This window comes from Streptomyces marispadix (genome assembly GCF_022524345.1).
In the GTDB taxonomy this organism is placed as follows: Bacteria; Actinomycetota; Actinomycetes; order Streptomycetales; family Streptomycetaceae; genus Streptomyces; species Streptomyces marispadix.
On the sequence record NZ_JAKWJU010000002.1, the window covers coordinates 5,698,070 to 5,714,083 of the forward strand.

A 16,014-nucleotide genomic window follows, 5' to 3' on the forward strand; every position below is an offset into this window, starting at 1 on the left:
CTAAGTCCGGGACATGTCCTCGGCCTCCCAGCGCAGCAGGTCGCCCGGCTGGCACCTGAGCGCCTCGCAGAGCGCGGCGAGCGTCGCGAAGCGCACCGCCTTGGCGCGTCCGTTCTTGAGTACGGCCAGGTTGGCGGGCGTGATCCCGACGCGGTCCGAGAGCTCGCCGACGGACATCTTCCGTCTGGCCAGCATCACGTCGATGTCTACGGCGATCGGCATCAGATCACCTCGTCCAACTCGGCCTGCATCTGCGCGGCTTGGACGTCGCGTGCGACGGCCTGGGCGAGGAGCATCCGCAGCACGAGCACGATGAGCGCGACTCCCAGGATGCCGACGCCGACGCCGCCCATGATGAGGGTGACGCCAGGGTCGGCCCGCTGGCCGGGCGCGTTGAGGGCCGTGACCGCGAACCACACGAGGGCAGCCGCCACGATCGCGCCGATCACGACGTCGACGTAGCGGAAGGCGGCGTGGGAGAACACGGTGCCGCGTCGCACCATCGTCACCAGCCGCCATACGCAGACCCCGACGACCTGGACGGTCCCGATGCCCAGGATCGTGATCACGCGCAGCGGGGTCAGGGGGAGCGACCCGTCCTCAGGGTCGTTGCCGCTGACCAACGCCCACACCATCAGTGCCTGTACGAACACGGAGCCGGTGAGCACCACCACGAGCACGGTGCGCAGCGCACCCACTGTCAGCTTTCCCATGGCCCATCCCTCCATCGAATCGCGATGGGAACCTATCGAGTTTCGATAGATGAGGCAAGGGGTGGGACGGACGATGGGCGGCCGACTCGCGCCGTGGCAGGGCGCCGCCGCCCGACGGCGCCGGCACATGCTGTGCCCCGCGTACCTGGCGCCCCCCCGTCGGCTCCTGAGGACGCTCCTGGGGACTGGCCAGGTTTGTGCGCCCAGGAGCGGACACCCGGCCCTCGACGGATGGCAACGACTTTTCACCCGGCGCAGTGGGCGTTCGTCCGGCCTCCGGCAGCGGGCGGCAGGGCGAAGTGTCAGCCCGGTCGGCCCCTGCCGTGCCTGTGGGGGGCGTGCAACGGGCGCCGCCGCTCGCTCGGCGGTCATGGAGGAGAGGTGAGTCGAGGTGGCCCGCGCAGTCGGTCTCGACCTTGGTACGACCAATTCCGTGGTGTCCGTCCTGGAGGGCGGTGAACCCACCGTCGTCCCCAACGTGGAAGGGGCGCGTACGACACCGTCCGTGGTGGCGTTCGCCAAGGGCGGTGAGGTGCTCGTCGGCGAGGTGGCCAAGCGGCAGGCCGTGACGAACGTCGAACGCACGGCACGGTCGGTCAAGCGCCATATGGGAGACCCGGAGTGGCGCTTTCCCGCGTCCGGAAGTGTGGACGGCAGCCGCTACACCGCGCAGGAGATCTCCGCACGTGTGCTCCAGAAGCTGAAGCGTGACGCCGAGGAGTACCTGGGCGAGGACGTGACGGACGCGGTCGTCACGGTGCCCGCGCACTTCAACGACTCGCAGCGCACGGCGACCAAGGAAGCGGGCGAGATCGCCGGTCTCAACGTGCTGCGGATCATCAACGAGCCGACGTCCGCCGCCCTCGCGTACGGCCTGGACAAGGAGAACGACCAGACGGTCCTCGTCTTCGACCTGGGAGGCGGGACGTTCGACGTCTCGCTGCTGGAGATCGGCGAGGGCGTCGTCGAGGTCAAGTCCACCTCCGGAGACACCGGGCTCGGCGGGGACGACTGGGACCAGCGGATCGTCGACCATCTCGTGACGCAGTTCAAGAACGGCTACGGCGTCGATCTGTCCAAGGACAAGATGGCCGTGCAGCGGCTTCGTGAGGCCGCCGAGAAGGCGAAGATCGAGCTGTCTGCCGCCACCGAGACCACCGTGAACCTGCCCTACATCACGGCCTCGGACGAGGGCCCCCTCCACCTCGACGAGACGCTCACCCGGGCCCGCTTCGAGCAGCTCACCGACGATCTGCTGGAACGCTGCAAGGCCCCGTTCCACACCGCGGTGGAGGACGCCGGCATCGAGGTGTCCGACGTAGACCATGTGATCCTGGTCGGCGGCTCGACCCGGATGCCCGCGGTGACGGACCTGGTGAAGGCCCTCACCGGCAAGGAGCCGCACAAGGGCGTCAACCCCGACGAGGTCGTGGCCATCGGAGCCGCCCTCCAGGCAGGTGTGATCAAGGGCGAGGTCAAGGACGTGCTGCTGCTGGACGTCACACCGCTCTCCCTCGGCATCGAGACCAAGGGCGGCGTCATGACCAAGCTGATCGAACGCAACACGACGATTCCCACGAGGCGTTCGGAGGTCTTCACCACGGCCGAGGACAACCAGCCCTCCGTGACCGTGCAGGTCTACCAGGGAGAGCGCGAGATCGCGGCGTACAACAAGAAGCTCGGCGTCTTCGAGCTGACCGGACTGCCGCCGGCGCCGCGCGGAGTCCCGCACATCGAGGTCGCCTTCGACATCGACGCGAACGGCATCATGCATGTCTCCGCCCGCGACCAGGGCACGGGCCGGGAGCAGAAGATGCAGGTCACCGGCGGCTCCAGCCTGCCGAAGGACGAGATCGACCGCATGATGCGCGAGGCCGAGCAGCACGCCGAGGAGGACCGCAGCAGGCGGGAGGACGCCGAGATCCGCAACCAGGCCGAGCAACTCGTCTACACGACGGAGAGGTTCCTCGCGGACAGCGGAGACAAGATCCCCGCGGAGACCAGGTCCGAGGTGGACACCGCACTCGCCGACCTGAAGGAGAGGCTCAAGTCCGAGGACACGGCCGCGGTCCGCAGCGCGAGCGAGCAACTCGCCACGGTCAGCCAGAAGATGGGGCAGGCGATGTACGCCGAGGCCGGGACGGAGAGCGCGGCAGGAGCGGGAGCCCAGGGGCCCGGACCCGCCGCCGAGGGCTCTTCCGGGGCCGAGGAGGAGGACGTCGTGGACGCCGAGGTCGTCGACGACGAGAGCGACGAGCAGAAGGGCGACGCCGCGTGATTCTCCGGCGCCACGGCGGAGACGCCGCGAACGTGGGGCGGCCCCGCTACCGCGTGCCGCGCCGGGTGCGCGGCCTCGTGGGCCACTGAGGCGACAGGTGCACGGACCTGCCGGCGGTCTCGAAGGTGCGGTCCGGCCGCGGTCGCTCAACTCAGGCGCAGCGCAAGGAAGAAGTCGAGCTTGTCCTCCAGGCGGGACAGGTCGCGTCCCGTGAGCTGTTCGATGCGGCCTATGCGGTAGCGGAGGGTGTTGACGTGGAGGTGGAGGCCGTCCGCGCATCGGGTCCAGGAGCCGTCGGCGTCGAGGAACGCGGAGAGCGTGGGGAGGAGTTCCGCCCGGTGGCGGCGGTCGTACTCGCGAAGCGGTGCCAGCAGCCGGGCCGTGAAGGCGCGGCGCACGTCGTCCGGCACGAACGGAAGCAGCAGCACATGCGAAGCCAGTTCCTCGTGCCCGGCCGCGCATACGCGTCCCTCGCGGGCCGCGGCCACCCGCCTTGCGTGACGGGCCTCTTCGAGTGCGCCGTGCAGCCTGTCGGCGGAGTGGACGGTGGCGCTGACGCCGAGGGTGAGGCGTTCGTCGCCGGTGAGGCCGGCGGACAGCGGATCTTGTACGGCGGCCAGGAGGGCGCCCGCGTCCAGGCCGTGCCGGCGGGAGGCCGTAGCGGATGAGGCGTCGGCGGCGCCGTGGCTGTCGGCGGTGCCGCGTGCGGCGGACGCGCCGCGGTCGGGCGGGAGCGACGGAAGCGGTACGAGGGCGACGGCTTCGCTGCCCGTGTCGGTGACCGCCGCACGGTCGGCCGTCTCCACACCGGTGGCACGCGGATCGAGCAGGATCTCCTCCAGCAGCGACCGGCATCCGGGCCCGTCGGGGTGCGGCGAGCCGTCGAGGCGTGCGACGACGACCTGCCAGTGCGGCGCGCTGCCCAGTCCGGGCAGCAGCACCGGTGCCGCTACCCGCAGCCGTGCGCCGATCTCCGCGGGCGGGGCGCCGGTGTGCAGCAGCTCCAGCACCTCGGTGGCGAGGCGGCGGCGTACGGTGCGGGCCGCGTCGCGGCGGTCGCGTTCGACGGCTATGAGCTGGGTGACGCCGTGCAGCAGGTCGAGCCGTTCCTCGGGCCAGTCGCCGGCGTCGTCCTCCACGGCGAGGAACCAGTCGGCGAGTGCGGGCCCTTCGGCCCCTTCGTGCACCGGGAAGAGTGAATACGTCGTGCCGCCGGCGTCGACCCGGTGCGGGCGCCGGGCGAGCGGCGAGCCCTGACCGGACGGTGCGCCCGGGCCGGACGCGGGGCGCCCGCCCTCGTGCCAGGGCCTGCCCCGGCGTACGGCCGCGAGGTGCTCGCCCGCGAGGCGTGAGCGCACTTCGGGGGGCAGGGCACCGGCGCCCGGGTTCCCGGCCGGGTTCGGGCCCGAGCCCCCGGCGGGCCCCGCTCCCGTTCCCTTCCCCGTCGCCGTTCCCGATCCCGAGGTGGGTTCCGAGCCCGCGCCCGCGACCGTACGGCCCGTCACGGACAGGACCCACGCCCGCAGGTCCAGGTCCGAGCCGAGCAGGTCGAGTACGACGTCGGGGCCGCCGCCCGCCGGGCCGGGCGACATCATCCGCCGGTGCCGGTCCACGACGGCCGCGAGGTCTCCCGCCCGCCCCGTGGAGACCTGCCGCAGGACATGTTCGGTGACCGTCGCGAAGGCCACGTCCTCCGTGACGGCGAACAGCGGCATCCGGTGCTCCGCGCAGGCCGTCACCAGGGACTCCGGCACCAGTCCGAACTCGGCCTCGCCCGCGGCCAGTCCCGTCACACCGGCGCCCGCGAGGATGCGTACGAAGGGCTCGGCGTCCTCCGGATTCCGGTACCAGGCCAGGCCGGTCAGCACCAGTTCGCCGCCGGAGAGATAGCGGCTCGGGTCGCGCAGATCGGTGGTCATGACGCCCCGCACCGCGCGGTCCAGCCCGTCCTCTCCTGTGAGGAGGTGCAGACCGAGGGTGCCGGTCTCCAGGAGTGCGCGGAGACGCATGGTCTTTCGCCGCCGTTCCGGGATGTGAGGGAGTGGCCCGAGGTCCGCGGTACCCGGGCGACCGTGGCCACGCCGATCCGTGTCCCCGTGTCCCCGTGCGCCCGTGCCCGCGCGGGCCGTGTGATGCCGCGAGAAATCAGCTCCGCGGCGTTCGTGCGAATCTACAAGAAGGCCGGGGTCGGGAGGCAAGACCTTCATGGTTTCGGTGACTGCCCCTGGCAAGTGATGCCCGGATGTACTGAACGGACATCGCCCGCGGCAGGGCCTGCCCGCGACCGGAGCCGGTCTCTCAGGCCCCTGTGCGGGCCTCTGCGTTCGGCACGGCGCACCCGCGTACGCCGCCGGACCGAGCAAGACGGGCAACCTGAAGAACCCGAGCAAGCCGAGCGAACTGAGCAAGCCGCGCGAACGAATCAAGAGGAGCCCATGGACTTCCTGCGTCCCGCCCGGTGGGAGGATGCGCTCGCCGCGAAGGCGGAGCACCCCGCCGCCGTGCCCATCGCGGGCGGCACAGACGTCATGGTCGAGATCAACTTCGACCAGCGCCGCCCCGAACAGCTTCTGGACCTCAACCGGATCACCGAGCTGTACGACTGGGAGACCGGCGAGGAGGAGGTCGCGCTCGGCGCCTGCGTCCCGTACACGAGGATCATCGAGAACCTGCGCCGTGAACTGCCCGGACTCGCGCTCGCCGCGCACACCGTCGGCTCCCCGCAGATCCGCAACCGCGGCAGCGTCGGCGGCAACCTCGGCGCCGCCTCGCCCGCGGGCGACTCCCACCCTCCGCTGCTGACCGCCGGTGCGGAGGTCGAGGCCGAGTCGGTACGCGGCTCACGCCGTATCCCCGTCGAGGAGTTCTTCACCGGGGTCAAGCGGAACGCGCTCGCCGACGACGAGCTGATCAAGCGGGTGCACGTCAGGAAGGCGAGCGGGCCGCAGCAGTTCTCCAAGATCGGCACCCGCAACGCCATGGTCATCGCGGTGTGCGGCTTCTCCGTGGCGCTGCATCCGCGGACCCGCGCCGTGCGGGCCGCCGTCGGCTCCGCCGGGCCGACTCCCTTCCGTGCCACGGCCGCCGAGGACTTCCTGGGCGCCGCCCTGGAGGAGGAGGGGCTCTGGGAGAGCGGCGGGTCCGTACCGGCGTCCGTGGCCAAGAAGTTCGCCGGGCTGTGCTCCGCGGCGTGCAGCCCCATCGACGACGTACGAGGCAGCGCCGCCTACCGCAGGCACGCCGTCGGCGTGATGGCCCGCCGGACCCTCGGCTGGGTCTGGGACGCCTACCGGGACGGCGGCCCGTCAGCGGCGGGCCACGGCGCCGGAAACGACGAAGGAGGCTCGCGATGCGCGTGACATTCACCGTCAACGGAAGGCGGCACGAGGCCGACGACGTGTGGGAGGGCGAGTCGCTGCTCTACGTACTGCGTGAACGCATGGGCCTGCCCGGCTCCAAGAACGCCTGTGAGCAAGGCGAATGCGGCTCCTGCACGGTGCGGCTCGACGGCGAGTCCGTGTGCGCGTGCCTCGTGGCCGCGGGTCAGGTGCAGGGCCGGGACGTGGTGACCGTGGAAGGGCTCGCCGAGTACGCGCGGCAGCGCACCGCCGGCGCGTCAGGCGCGGCATCCGGCGGTTCCGCCGGGCCGGCCGGCGCCGCCGCCGCGCCGGCGGCCGTGTCCGCCGTCGACGAGCAGCGGTGGGAGCCGTCGCCCGGCCCCGACGCCGACGTTCCGCTCTCGCCCATGCAGCAGGCGTTCATCGACGCGGGCGCCGTCCAGTGCGGCTTCTGCACACCGGGTCTGCTCGTCGCCGCCGACGAGTTGGTCGAGCGCAACGCGCAGCCCTCCGACGCCGACATCCGTGAGGCGCTGTCCGGGAACCTGTGCCGCTGCACCGGCTACGAGAAGATCCTCGACGCCGTACGGCTCGCGGCAGCCCGTACGGAAGACGCCGCAGTCACGGCGAAGGGTCCTCGACACGGCGCCCGGCAAGGCGGGAGCCAGGGCGGGTCCCGATCCGCAGGGAACGGGGAGGTGGCCTGAGATGCCCGGAGCCAGCCCCACCCGCGTCCCCACCGCGCTCAACCAGGGCACCCCCACCAAGGGCGGTATCGGCGAGTCCACTCTGCGCCCCGACGGGACGCTGAAGGTCACCGGCGAGTTCGCCTACGCCTCCGACCTGTGGCACGAGGACATGCTGTGGGGCTGCACCCTGCGCAGTCCCCACCCGCACGCCGAGATCCGCTCCGTGGACATCGCGGAGGCGCTGAAGACCCCCGGCGTCTACAGCGTCCTCACCCACGACGACCTGCCCGCCGCCACGCACTACGGGCTGGAGATCCGCGACCAGCCGGTGCTGGCGAAGGACCGGGTGCGCTACCACGGCGAGGCCGTCGCCATCGTCGCCGCCGACCACCCCGAGACCGCACGCCGCGCCGCCGCGAAGATCCGCGTCGAGTACGCCGAACTGCCGCCCGTACACGACGAGTCGAGCGCGACCGCACCGGACGCACCCGTGCTGCACCCCGGCCGCGACGACCATCACGCACCCCATGTGGCGCACCCCAACATCGTCCACCGCCAGCCCATCGTGCGCGGCGACGTCGCGGCGGCGAGGGCGAAGGCCGACGTCGTGGTGCGCGGCGAGTACGAAGTCGGAATGCAGGACCAGGCGTTCCTCGGGCCGGAGTCAGGACTCGCGGTGCCCGCCGAGGACGGCGGCGTCGACCTGTACATCGCCACGCAGTGGCTGCACGTCGACCGCGACCAGCTCGCGCCCGTACTCGGACTGCCCGCGGAGAAGGTGCGGCTGACGCTCTCGGGCGTCGGCGGCGCGTTCGGCGCACGCGAGGACTTGTCGATGCAGGCGCACGCGTGCCTGCTGGCGATGGCCACCGGCAAGCCCGTGAAGATCGTCTACAACCGCTACGAGTCCTTCTTCGGGCACGTTCACCGCCATCCCGCCAAGCTCACCTACGAACACGGCGCGGACCGCGACGGCAAGCTGGTCTATATGAAGGGCCGCATCGTGCTGGACGGCGGTGCGTACGCCTCGTCGTCCCCGGCCGTGGTCGGCAACGCCGCGTCGCTGGGCGTAGGCCCCTACGAGGTGGAGAACGTCGAACTCGAAGCGCTCGGCCTCTACACCAACAACCCTCCGTGCGGCGCGATGCGCGGCTTCGGCGCCGTACAGGCGTGTTTCGCCTACGAGGCGCAGATGGACCGTCTCGCGGCCGAACTCGGCATGGACCCCGTCGAGTTGAGGCAGCGGAACGCCATGTCGCAAGGCTCGCTGCTGCCGACCGGGCAGCAGGTCGACTCACCGGCGCCGGTCGCGGAGATCCTCCGCCGCGTGAAGGCGATGCCGATGCCGCCGGAGCGCCAGTGGGAGAGCCTGGACGGCTCCGGCACGGCGGGCGACGGCACAACGGCAGGCACCGGCACCACAGGAGTCGACGTACGGGCCCTGCCCGGCGGCCTGTCGAACACCACTCACGGCGAGGGCGTCGTGCGCGGCGTCGGCTACGCCGTCGGCATCAAGAACGTCGGCTTCTCCGAGGGCTTCGACGACTACTCCACGGCCCGTGTGCGCCTGGAGTCGATGGGCGGAGAGCCCGTGGCCGTCGTGCACACCGCGATGGCCGAGGTCGGGCAGGGCGGCGTCACGGTGCACGCGCAGATCGCACGCACCGAACTGGGCGTCTCCGGAGTGAGCATCCTGCCTGCCGACACCCAGGTCGGCTCGGCCGGTTCGACGTCCGCCTCCCGGCAGACCTATATGACGGGCGGCGCCGTGAAGAAGGCGTGCGAGGCCGTACGCGAGAAGGTGCTGCGGCTCGGGCGTGAGAAGTACGCGGGGCAGCACCCCGCGTGGGCCGACGGCGGCCGGCTGCTGCTGGAGGGCGGCAAGGTGGTCACCGACGGCGGCGAGGTGCTCGCCGCGCTCGCCGACGTCCTCGGCGCCGAAGCCGTCGAGGAGGAGGTGGTCTTCAGGCACCGGCCGACCGAGCCGTTCGATCTGAAGACCGGACAGGGCTTCGGCCACGTCCAGTACTCCTTCGCCGCGCACCGTGCCGTCGTCGAGGTCGACACCGAACTCGGCCTGGTGAAGGTCGTCGAACTCGCCTGCGCACAGGACGTCGGCAAGGCGCTCAACCCGCTGTCGACCGTCGGCCAGATCCAGGGCGGTACGACACAGGGCCTCGGCCTGGCCGTCATGGAGGAGATCCTCGTCGACCCCGGCGGGAAGGTACGCAACCCCTCGTTCACCGACTATCTGATCCCGACCATCCTGGACACCCCGGCAATCCCGGTGGACGTCCTCGAACTCGCCGACGAGCACGCCCCGTACGGGCTGCGCGGAGTCGGCGAGGCGCCGACGCTCTCCTCGACCCCGGCAGTCGTCGCCGCGATCCGTGACGCGACCGGTCTCGCCCTCAACAGGGTGCCGGTCCGTCCAGAGCATCTGACCGGCACCGACGTGCCATAGCCGTCCGCGTACGGCGGCGCCCGGCACGTGCGCCGCCGTACGCACGGCACCTTCCTCTCGTCTCGGGCCGTCCCCCGGGTCGTGCATCCCAAATCCCCGCTGTGCCACGGCACTTCGGGGTGCCCCGACGAAACTTGGGAGACGCAGACCATGCCCCAGTCGCAGACAGAAACCCGCGAGCCCGCGCCGGGTGCCGGACCCGCCGCCGGCGGAGCGCGCACCGGCCCGCGATCGCTGCTCGACCGCTACTTCCGGATATCGCAGCGCGGTTCGACCTTCGCTCGTGAGGTACGCGGCGGCGCCACGACGTTCATGGCGATGGCCTACATCGTGCTGCTCAACCCGGTGATCCTCTCCGTGCCGGACGTGGAGAAGGCCACCCTCGACGGCGGCCAGGTCACCACCGCGACCGCCTTCGCCGCCGCCGTCACCACCCTGGTGATGGGCGTGCTCGGCAATGTGCCGCTGGCGCTGGCCGCCGGGCTGAGTGTCTCCGCGGTGCTCGCCTACCAGGTCGCGCCGCAGATGACGTGGGCGAACGCGTTCGGGATGTGCGTCGTATACGGCGCGGTGATCATCCTGCTCGTCGTCACGGGACTGCGGCGGCTGATCATGGACGCCATACCGCTCGCGATGAAGCACGCCATCACCATGGGAATCGGCCTGTTCGTCACCCTCATCGGACTGGTGCAGGCCGGTTTCGTGACCGGCATGCCCGGTCCCGGCGGCGTCGCGGGCGCCAAGCCGGTACAGCTCGGCACCCACGACATGCTCACCGGCTGGCCCGTGCTGTGCTTCGCGGTCACGCTGCTGCTCGTCTTCGTGCTCCAGGTACGGCGGGTGCCCGGCGCGATCCTCACCGGCATCGTCGGCGGCACGGTCGTCGCGGGCCTCGTGCACCACTTCGCGGGCCTGGAGAAGAAGGACTGGGGCGGGCGGAACGCGCCGGAGGTCTCCGGGAGCATCGTGAGCACGCCCGACTTCGGCCTGTTCGGCAAGGTCTCCTTCGACGGCATGGCCGACGTCGGCGCCGTCTCCGTCGGCGTCATCGTCTTCACGCTCGTACTCGCGGGCTTCTTCGACGCCATCGGCACGATCATCGGCATCGGGCAGCAGGCCGGTCTCGCCGACGCCGACGGGCGCATGCCGGGACTGAACAAGGCACTGGCGATCGACGGCGCGGGCGGAGTCGCCGGAGGCGTCACCGGCGCCTCGGGGCAGACCGTCTTCGTGGAGTCGACGGCCGGGGTCGGGGACGGCGCCCGTACGGGCCTGGCCAGCGTCGTCACCGGACTCGGCTTCACGCTCTGCCTGTTCTTCACGCCGCTCGCGCAGATCATCCCCACCCAGGTGGCCGCGGCGGCGCTCGTCGTCATCGGCTCGATGATGATGACCAACGCACGCCACATCGACTGGAACGACGTCGCCACCACGGTGCCGGTGTTCCTGACGATGGTTCTGATGCCCTTCACGTACTCGATCACCGCGGGCATCGCCGCTGGAAGCATCTCCTACGTCGTGATCAAGGCGGCCCAGGGGAGGTGGCGGGAGGTGGGGCCCCTGATGTGGGGACTGGCCGCGGTGTTCCTGCTGTACTTCGCGCTGAGCCCGCTCGAAGGATGGCTCGGGGCGGGGTGACGGCATGACCGCCGAACCGGGGTGAATATCGAGGTGTGAACCCCGGAATCCCCGGTCCGCCAAGCGCGTTGACCGAAGGCCGTACACCGTCGAGGCCCGCAGACCGATGCCCGTGAGGAGCCACCGATGCTCGACATCGCCGCCGAACTGCACCGCTGGTGCGAGGACCGGCGCGACTTCGCCGTCGCCACCGTCGTCGCGGTGAGCGGCAGCGCGCCCCGGCCGCCGGGTGCCGCGCTCGCCGTGGACGCGGACGGCGAAGCCGTCGGCAGCGTCTCCGGCGGCTGTGTCGAGGGCGCGGTGTACGAGCTTTGCCAGGAGGCGCTGGCCTCCGGGCAGAGCGAGGTCCAGCGCTTCGGATACAGCGACGAGGACGCCTTCGCCGTGGGCCTCACCTGCGGAGGCGTCATCGACGTGCTCGTCACTCCGGTACGGGCGGGCACCGGCGCCTACCCGGTGTACGCGGCGGCGGTCGCCGCTGCCGCCGAGGGCGCGGCCGTCGCGTTCACCCGGGTCGTCGAGGGGCCGGAGGAGCTGCTGGGCGGTGCGATGTACGTCCCGGCCGGCGGCGAGGCGTCCGGCACCCTCGGCGGCTCACCGGCGCTCGACGCCTCCGCCGCCGCGCAGACCCGCGCCCTGCTGGACGCGGGCCGTACCGCCACCGTCGAGACCGGCACCGAGGGCGGGCCGCCCGGATCGGGCGGTCCGGGCGCCGCGGGCGAGGGCGATCCGCTGTGCGGGCCCGCCGTGACGCTGCTCGTCGAATCGAGCGCGCCGCCGCCACGGATGCTCGTCTTCGGCGCGATCGACTTCGCGGGCGCGCTGGCACGCGTGGGCGCGTTCCTCGGCTACCGGGTCACGGTGTGCGACGCCCGCCCGGTCTTCGCCACCGCCGCCCGCTTCCCCGACGCGGACGAGGTCGTGGTCGAGTGGCCGCATCGCTATCTCGACTCCCAGGAGCTGGACGCCCGTACGGTCGTGTGCGTGCTGACGCACGACGCCAAGTTCGACGTGCCGCTGCTGGAGCGGGCGCTGCGGCTGCCCGTCGCCTATGTGGGCGCCATGGGCTCGCGCCGCACCCATCTGGCCAGGCTGGAGAAGCTGCGCGAGGCGGGCATGGGCGAGGCCGAACTGGCGCGGCTGCACTCGCCGATCGGCCTCGACCTGGGCGCGCGTACGCCCGAGGAGACGGCGCTGTCGATCGCCGCGGAGATCGTCGCGGTACGGCACGGAGGCACCGGCGTCCCGCTCACGGGTGCGCACACGCCGATCCACCGTGAGAGGGGCACCCTCGCGGAGGCCGGTCCGGAGGCCGGGCCGGAAGCGGAAGTAGACGCGGGCACCGGCACCGGAACCGGCGGGGAGGCGGCCCGAGCGCGGGAGTCGCGGACCGTCTGAAGGGACCGATGACACACGACAGGTGACGGATGACAGAAGACGTTCTCTGTCATCCGTCATCCGTCATCCGTCGCCTGTCAGCCGTCACAAGCCGGTGCCTCTCCGGCGACGCAGCCGCGACGCCCTCTTGCGGCGGCCTTTCACGACCACCCGCACGGCGCCCCTTACGACGTCCCCGCGGCGGCCCCGGCCGCTGAGAGGGCCGCCGCGGGGACTGACCGGAGCACACCCGCCGCCGCGCCGCCGGGCGCCGGTATCACGGCCGCGGGCCGCCCTTCGAGCAGCGCAAGGCCGACGGGTGTGAGCGTGTGCCGTACCGCGTTGCGCTCCCGGCTGCTCGTGAGCAGCCCCGCGCCGCGCAGCACGGCGGCGTGCTCGCTGGCGGAGGAGACCGACACCCCTGCCCGCCGGGCGAGTTCGGTCGTGGTGCAGTCGCCGCCGACGGACTGGAGCACCGCCGCCCTCGTGTGCCCGAGGAGCCGTGCGAGGTGCGCGGCCGTCTCGTCGCCGGTCGAACCGGCTTCGCGGAGTCCCGTACGGCCCGTACGGGCAGGCGTCCGCGCGGGATACACCAGCGTCGGCGGCAGCGCCGGATCGGCCAGCGCGACAGGTGTACGGCGGCAGAAGTAGGAGGGGATCAGCAGCAGTCCCCTGCCTTCCAGCCACACGTCGTAGTCGGCGGGGTAGTCGCACTCCAGCACCGGCGGCCTCCAGCGCATGCGCGGCCCGAACGTCCGCAGCATGGCCTGGGTGCCGCCGTACCACTGGACGCGGGCACGCCAGCCGCGGTCCGCCTCGATGCCCGAGCGGACCTGCTGCCACGACGAGCCGAACGCCGTACGCCGGTAGTCGCGCAGCGCGTCGCCCAGGCGGTGCAGCGCGGGCGCCGATCCTTCCGCGACGGAGCGCACCCACGCGCTCGGAGTCCTGCCGGCGCTCAACCTCTCCAACTGGCCGCGCAGTTGGGAGCGCGGCGTGGACAGCAGCGAGTCCAGCCCTGCCTCGAACCCCTCCAGTCCCTCCGCGGGCGTGAGGAAGTCGGGGAAGTAGCCGCGGGCCGGCACGAGCGGCAGCAGCAGCCGCAGCGACGGGGCGGCGCCTTGCAGCACATGGCGGCGCCAGTCGTCGAGCGGTGCCTCCCGGTTGCGCTCCTGGAGCTGATGCAGGCTCAAGACCGCCTCCCACAGCGGATCAGGCCCGTCGGCGACCCTCGTACGGGCCAAGTCCCCAGCGGTGAAGTGCACACGCAGCATGAATCCCCCCGATTTCTCAGCGTGTTCGCCGCTCGCCGCGCTCGCCCCCCGTGCGCGGTTCGCCGGTGTTCACGGACGTACATCGGACGTAGATCGCTCGTACCGCGGACGTATCGCGGACGTGCTGACGTGGGTGACGTTCAGCCGTGGACACCGGCGCAGGCGGCCGTGAACGACCTTGCTGTGCCTGCTCCTCCCATGGCAAGGGGAAAGCCCCCGCTTGGGACAACGGGACGACGAGCCCCGCGTGAGCTGCTAATTTCCGTGGAAGTGGGACGAGTTGGAAAACCGTCCCAGCGGGATGCGGACCGGGGGGAACGCAGAAGGGGGACCGCGAGAATGTCGACGGAAAGAGACCGTTCCGTTCCGGCGGGGCTGGGGGAGGAGCTGGAGGCGCTCAAGCTGCGCAGCGGTCGCAGCTATGCGGCGCTCGCCCACCGCACCGGCCTGAGCCGCTCGTCAGTGCACCGCTACTGCCAGGGGCTGACCGTGCCGGGCACGTTCGGCACGGTCGAGGCCGTCGCGCGTGCCTGCGGGGCGGACGACCAGGAGGTGGACCGCCTCTACCGGGCGTGGCGGCGCTCCGTGTCGGTGGGAGAGCCGGTGGCGGGGCAAGCGCGGGAGCTCGTGGAGGAGGTGGCGGACCCCGGCGGCACCGCGAGGGACGCCGAATCCGCTACGGGAGCCGCGCAGGGGGCGGGAGCCGGGTCCGGCCCTGCTGTCTCGGCGGCCACGGCCCCTGCCTCGAAGGCGGCCCCGACGTCCGCGCGCCGGGCCTTAGCCGAGGCACCGCCACCCGGCACCGGCACCGGCGCTGGCGGCGCTCCGGGCCACGGCCGCCTGACCGCCGCCGAGGCGCCTCGCCCGCGTGCCGTACGTTCCCGTTCATGGCTGCGTGGGGTGACGTTGCTGGCCGTACTGGCCGTCGTCTCGTACGCCGTGACCGTCTCCGCTCCGTACCTCGACGGCGCGGGGCCCGGCCCCGGCACCGCCGTGCGCCCGGAGGCGCGCGGCAAGTCATCCGGGGGTCAGCGACTCGAAGGCCCCGACTGGACGGTGAAGCCACGCGGTGTGTCCCCAAAGTTCTTCGGTCTCACGCTGAACACGGACACCGGTCGCATGCCCGGCTTCCGTACGGGCTCCGTACGGCTGTGGGACAGCGAGACGCGCTGGGGCTCGATCGAGCCGCACCGCCGCGACTACGACTGGTCGACCGCGGACCGGATGGTCAGCAGTGCCCAACGCAAAGGACTGCCGGTCCTGTTCACTCTTTCCGGTACTCCGCTGTGGGCGGGCCCGCCGCACGCCCGTAGAAGCGGCTACGAGGATTCGCTCGCCTCGCCGCCCCGAGACCTCGCGGACTGGGACCACTTCGTGAAGAAGGTCGCCGAGCGCTACAAGGGCCGCATCGACTCCTACGAGCTGTGGGACTACCCGAGTCACCGACTGCACTACGCGGGAAGCCTCTCCACGCTCTCCGAGATGGTCGAGCGCGCATCCCGCATCATCCGCCGGGCCGACCCGTCCGCGCTGGTCGCCTGCCCGTCGTTCGGGCGGCTTTGGACGAAGGAGGGGAGGGAGCGGCTGCGGAGCTTCGCGCGTACGGGCGCGTTCGGAAGCTGCGACGCCGCGGCGCTGAAACTGGCGCCCCGCAAGGCCACGGGGCCGCCCGAGGAGATCATCGAACTGGCGCGCACCGTACGGGACTTGCTCTACGAGGAGGGCGTCGCCGACATCCCGCTGTGGAACACCGGCACCGACCGGGACATCGCCGTCGCCCCGCCACTCGACGCCCGCCGGGCCCGCGACTACGCGGTGCGCTTCTATCTGGCGGGGCTCTACGGCCACCACTCGGGCGTGCGCCGCATGTACTTCTACAGCTGGGGCAGCACCGGCGTGCCCCTCGTGGTGCAGCCCGTCGCGGGGCGTCCCACGGAGGCCGGGCTGCGCATGGAGCGGCTCTACGAACGGCTCGCGGACGCACGCGTCTCCGGCTGCGGCAAGGGCGAGGCGATGGGGCTCGCGGACGGCGCGTACACCTGCCGCTTCGAGCGTCACGGCGAACGCCTCGACGTCTTCTGGACCGCACGCGGACGCGCGGCCACGGTACTCGCCGAAGACGCGCATCTCGTGCGGCACTTGGACGGCACCGACGAGCGGGCGCGGGCGGGAGCACGGCTCGGTTTCGGAGAGGAGCCGGTACTGGTCGAGCACCGCAAGGGCGGCGAGGGGTGACACGGGCC

The 16,014-nt window shown here is 72.0% G+C and carries 10 protein-coding genes and 1 pseudogene; 7 read left to right on the forward strand and 4 right to left on the reverse strand.

Features of this window, described 5'->3' with window-relative positions:
- Complete coding sequence (locus tag MMA15_RS23735; protein WP_241062155.1) at positions 1-222, reverse strand: helix-turn-helix domain-containing protein; 222 nt, start codon at positions 220-222, stop codon at positions 1-3.
- Entirely contained in the window at positions 222-713 is a 492-nt protein-coding gene (locus MMA15_RS23740) for a DUF2975 domain-containing protein (RefSeq protein WP_241062156.1), read from the reverse strand. Before MMA15_RS23740 ends, MMA15_RS23735 begins: the two co-directional genes overlap by 1 nt.
- A 391-nt stretch (positions 714-1,104) precedes the next feature.
- Between MMA15_RS23740 and dnaK the strand changes: the two genes are divergently transcribed.
- Entirely contained in the window at positions 1,105-2,991 is a 1,887-nt protein-coding gene (gene dnaK, locus MMA15_RS23745; RefSeq protein ID WP_241062158.1) for a molecular chaperone DnaK, read from the forward strand.
- A gap of 146 nt (positions 2,992-3,137) precedes the next feature.
- On the opposite strand, the gene MMA15_RS23750 is transcribed toward dnaK, so the two are convergent.
- On the reverse strand, positions 3,138-5,000 hold the full coding sequence (locus MMA15_RS23750) for a PucR family transcriptional regulator (RefSeq protein ID WP_241062160.1): 1,863 nt from the start codon (positions 4,998-5,000) through the stop codon (positions 3,138-3,140).
- A 426-nt stretch (positions 5,001-5,426) separates the two neighbouring features.
- Between MMA15_RS23750 and MMA15_RS23755 the strand changes: the two genes are divergently transcribed.
- The 5 genes and pseudogenes from MMA15_RS23755 (at position 5,427) to MMA15_RS23775 (ending at position 12,518) form a co-directional block, all read left to right on the forward strand.
- Complete coding sequence (locus MMA15_RS23755) at positions 5,427-6,350, forward strand: FAD binding domain-containing protein (RefSeq protein WP_241062161.1); 924 nt, start codon at positions 5,427-5,429, stop codon at positions 6,348-6,350.
- Positions 6,341-6,946: pseudogene (locus MMA15_RS23760) on the forward strand ((2Fe-2S)-binding protein); the annotation flags it as partial. The gene MMA15_RS23755 and the pseudogene MMA15_RS23760, both read left to right, overlap by 10 nt.
- A 91-nt stretch (positions 6,947-7,037) precedes the next feature.
- Complete coding sequence (gene pucD, locus MMA15_RS23765) at positions 7,038-9,482, forward strand: xanthine dehydrogenase subunit D (protein WP_241062168.1); 2,445 nt, start codon at positions 7,038-7,040, stop codon at positions 9,480-9,482.
- 150 nt (positions 9,483-9,632) lie between these two features.
- The gene (locus MMA15_RS23770) at positions 9,633-11,120 is read left to right on the forward strand and encodes an NCS2 family permease (protein WP_241062170.1); all 1,488 of its coding nucleotides are present in this window, start codon (positions 9,633-9,635) and stop codon (positions 11,118-11,120) included.
- Positions 11,121-11,246: 126 nt separating this feature from the next.
- A complete protein-coding gene (locus MMA15_RS23775) occupies positions 11,247-12,518 on the forward strand; it encodes an XdhC family protein (RefSeq protein ID WP_241062172.1) in 1,272 nt (423 codons plus the stop codon).
- A gap of 164 nt (positions 12,519-12,682) precedes the next feature.
- On the opposite strand, the gene MMA15_RS23780 is transcribed toward MMA15_RS23775, so the two are convergent.
- Positions 12,683-13,771, reverse strand: coding sequence for an ArsR/SmtB family transcription factor (locus MMA15_RS23780; protein ID WP_241062173.1), 1,089 nt, complete (start codon positions 13,769-13,771; stop codon positions 12,683-12,685).
- Positions 13,772-14,110: 339 nt separating this feature from the next.
- Here MMA15_RS23780 and MMA15_RS23785 point away from each other — a divergent pair, with 339 nt between their 5' ends.
- Complete coding sequence (locus MMA15_RS23785; protein ID WP_241062174.1) at positions 14,111-16,006, forward strand: helix-turn-helix domain-containing protein; 1,896 nt, start codon at positions 14,111-14,113, stop codon at positions 16,004-16,006.
- The last annotated feature ends 8 nt before the right edge of the window (positions 16,007-16,014 follow it).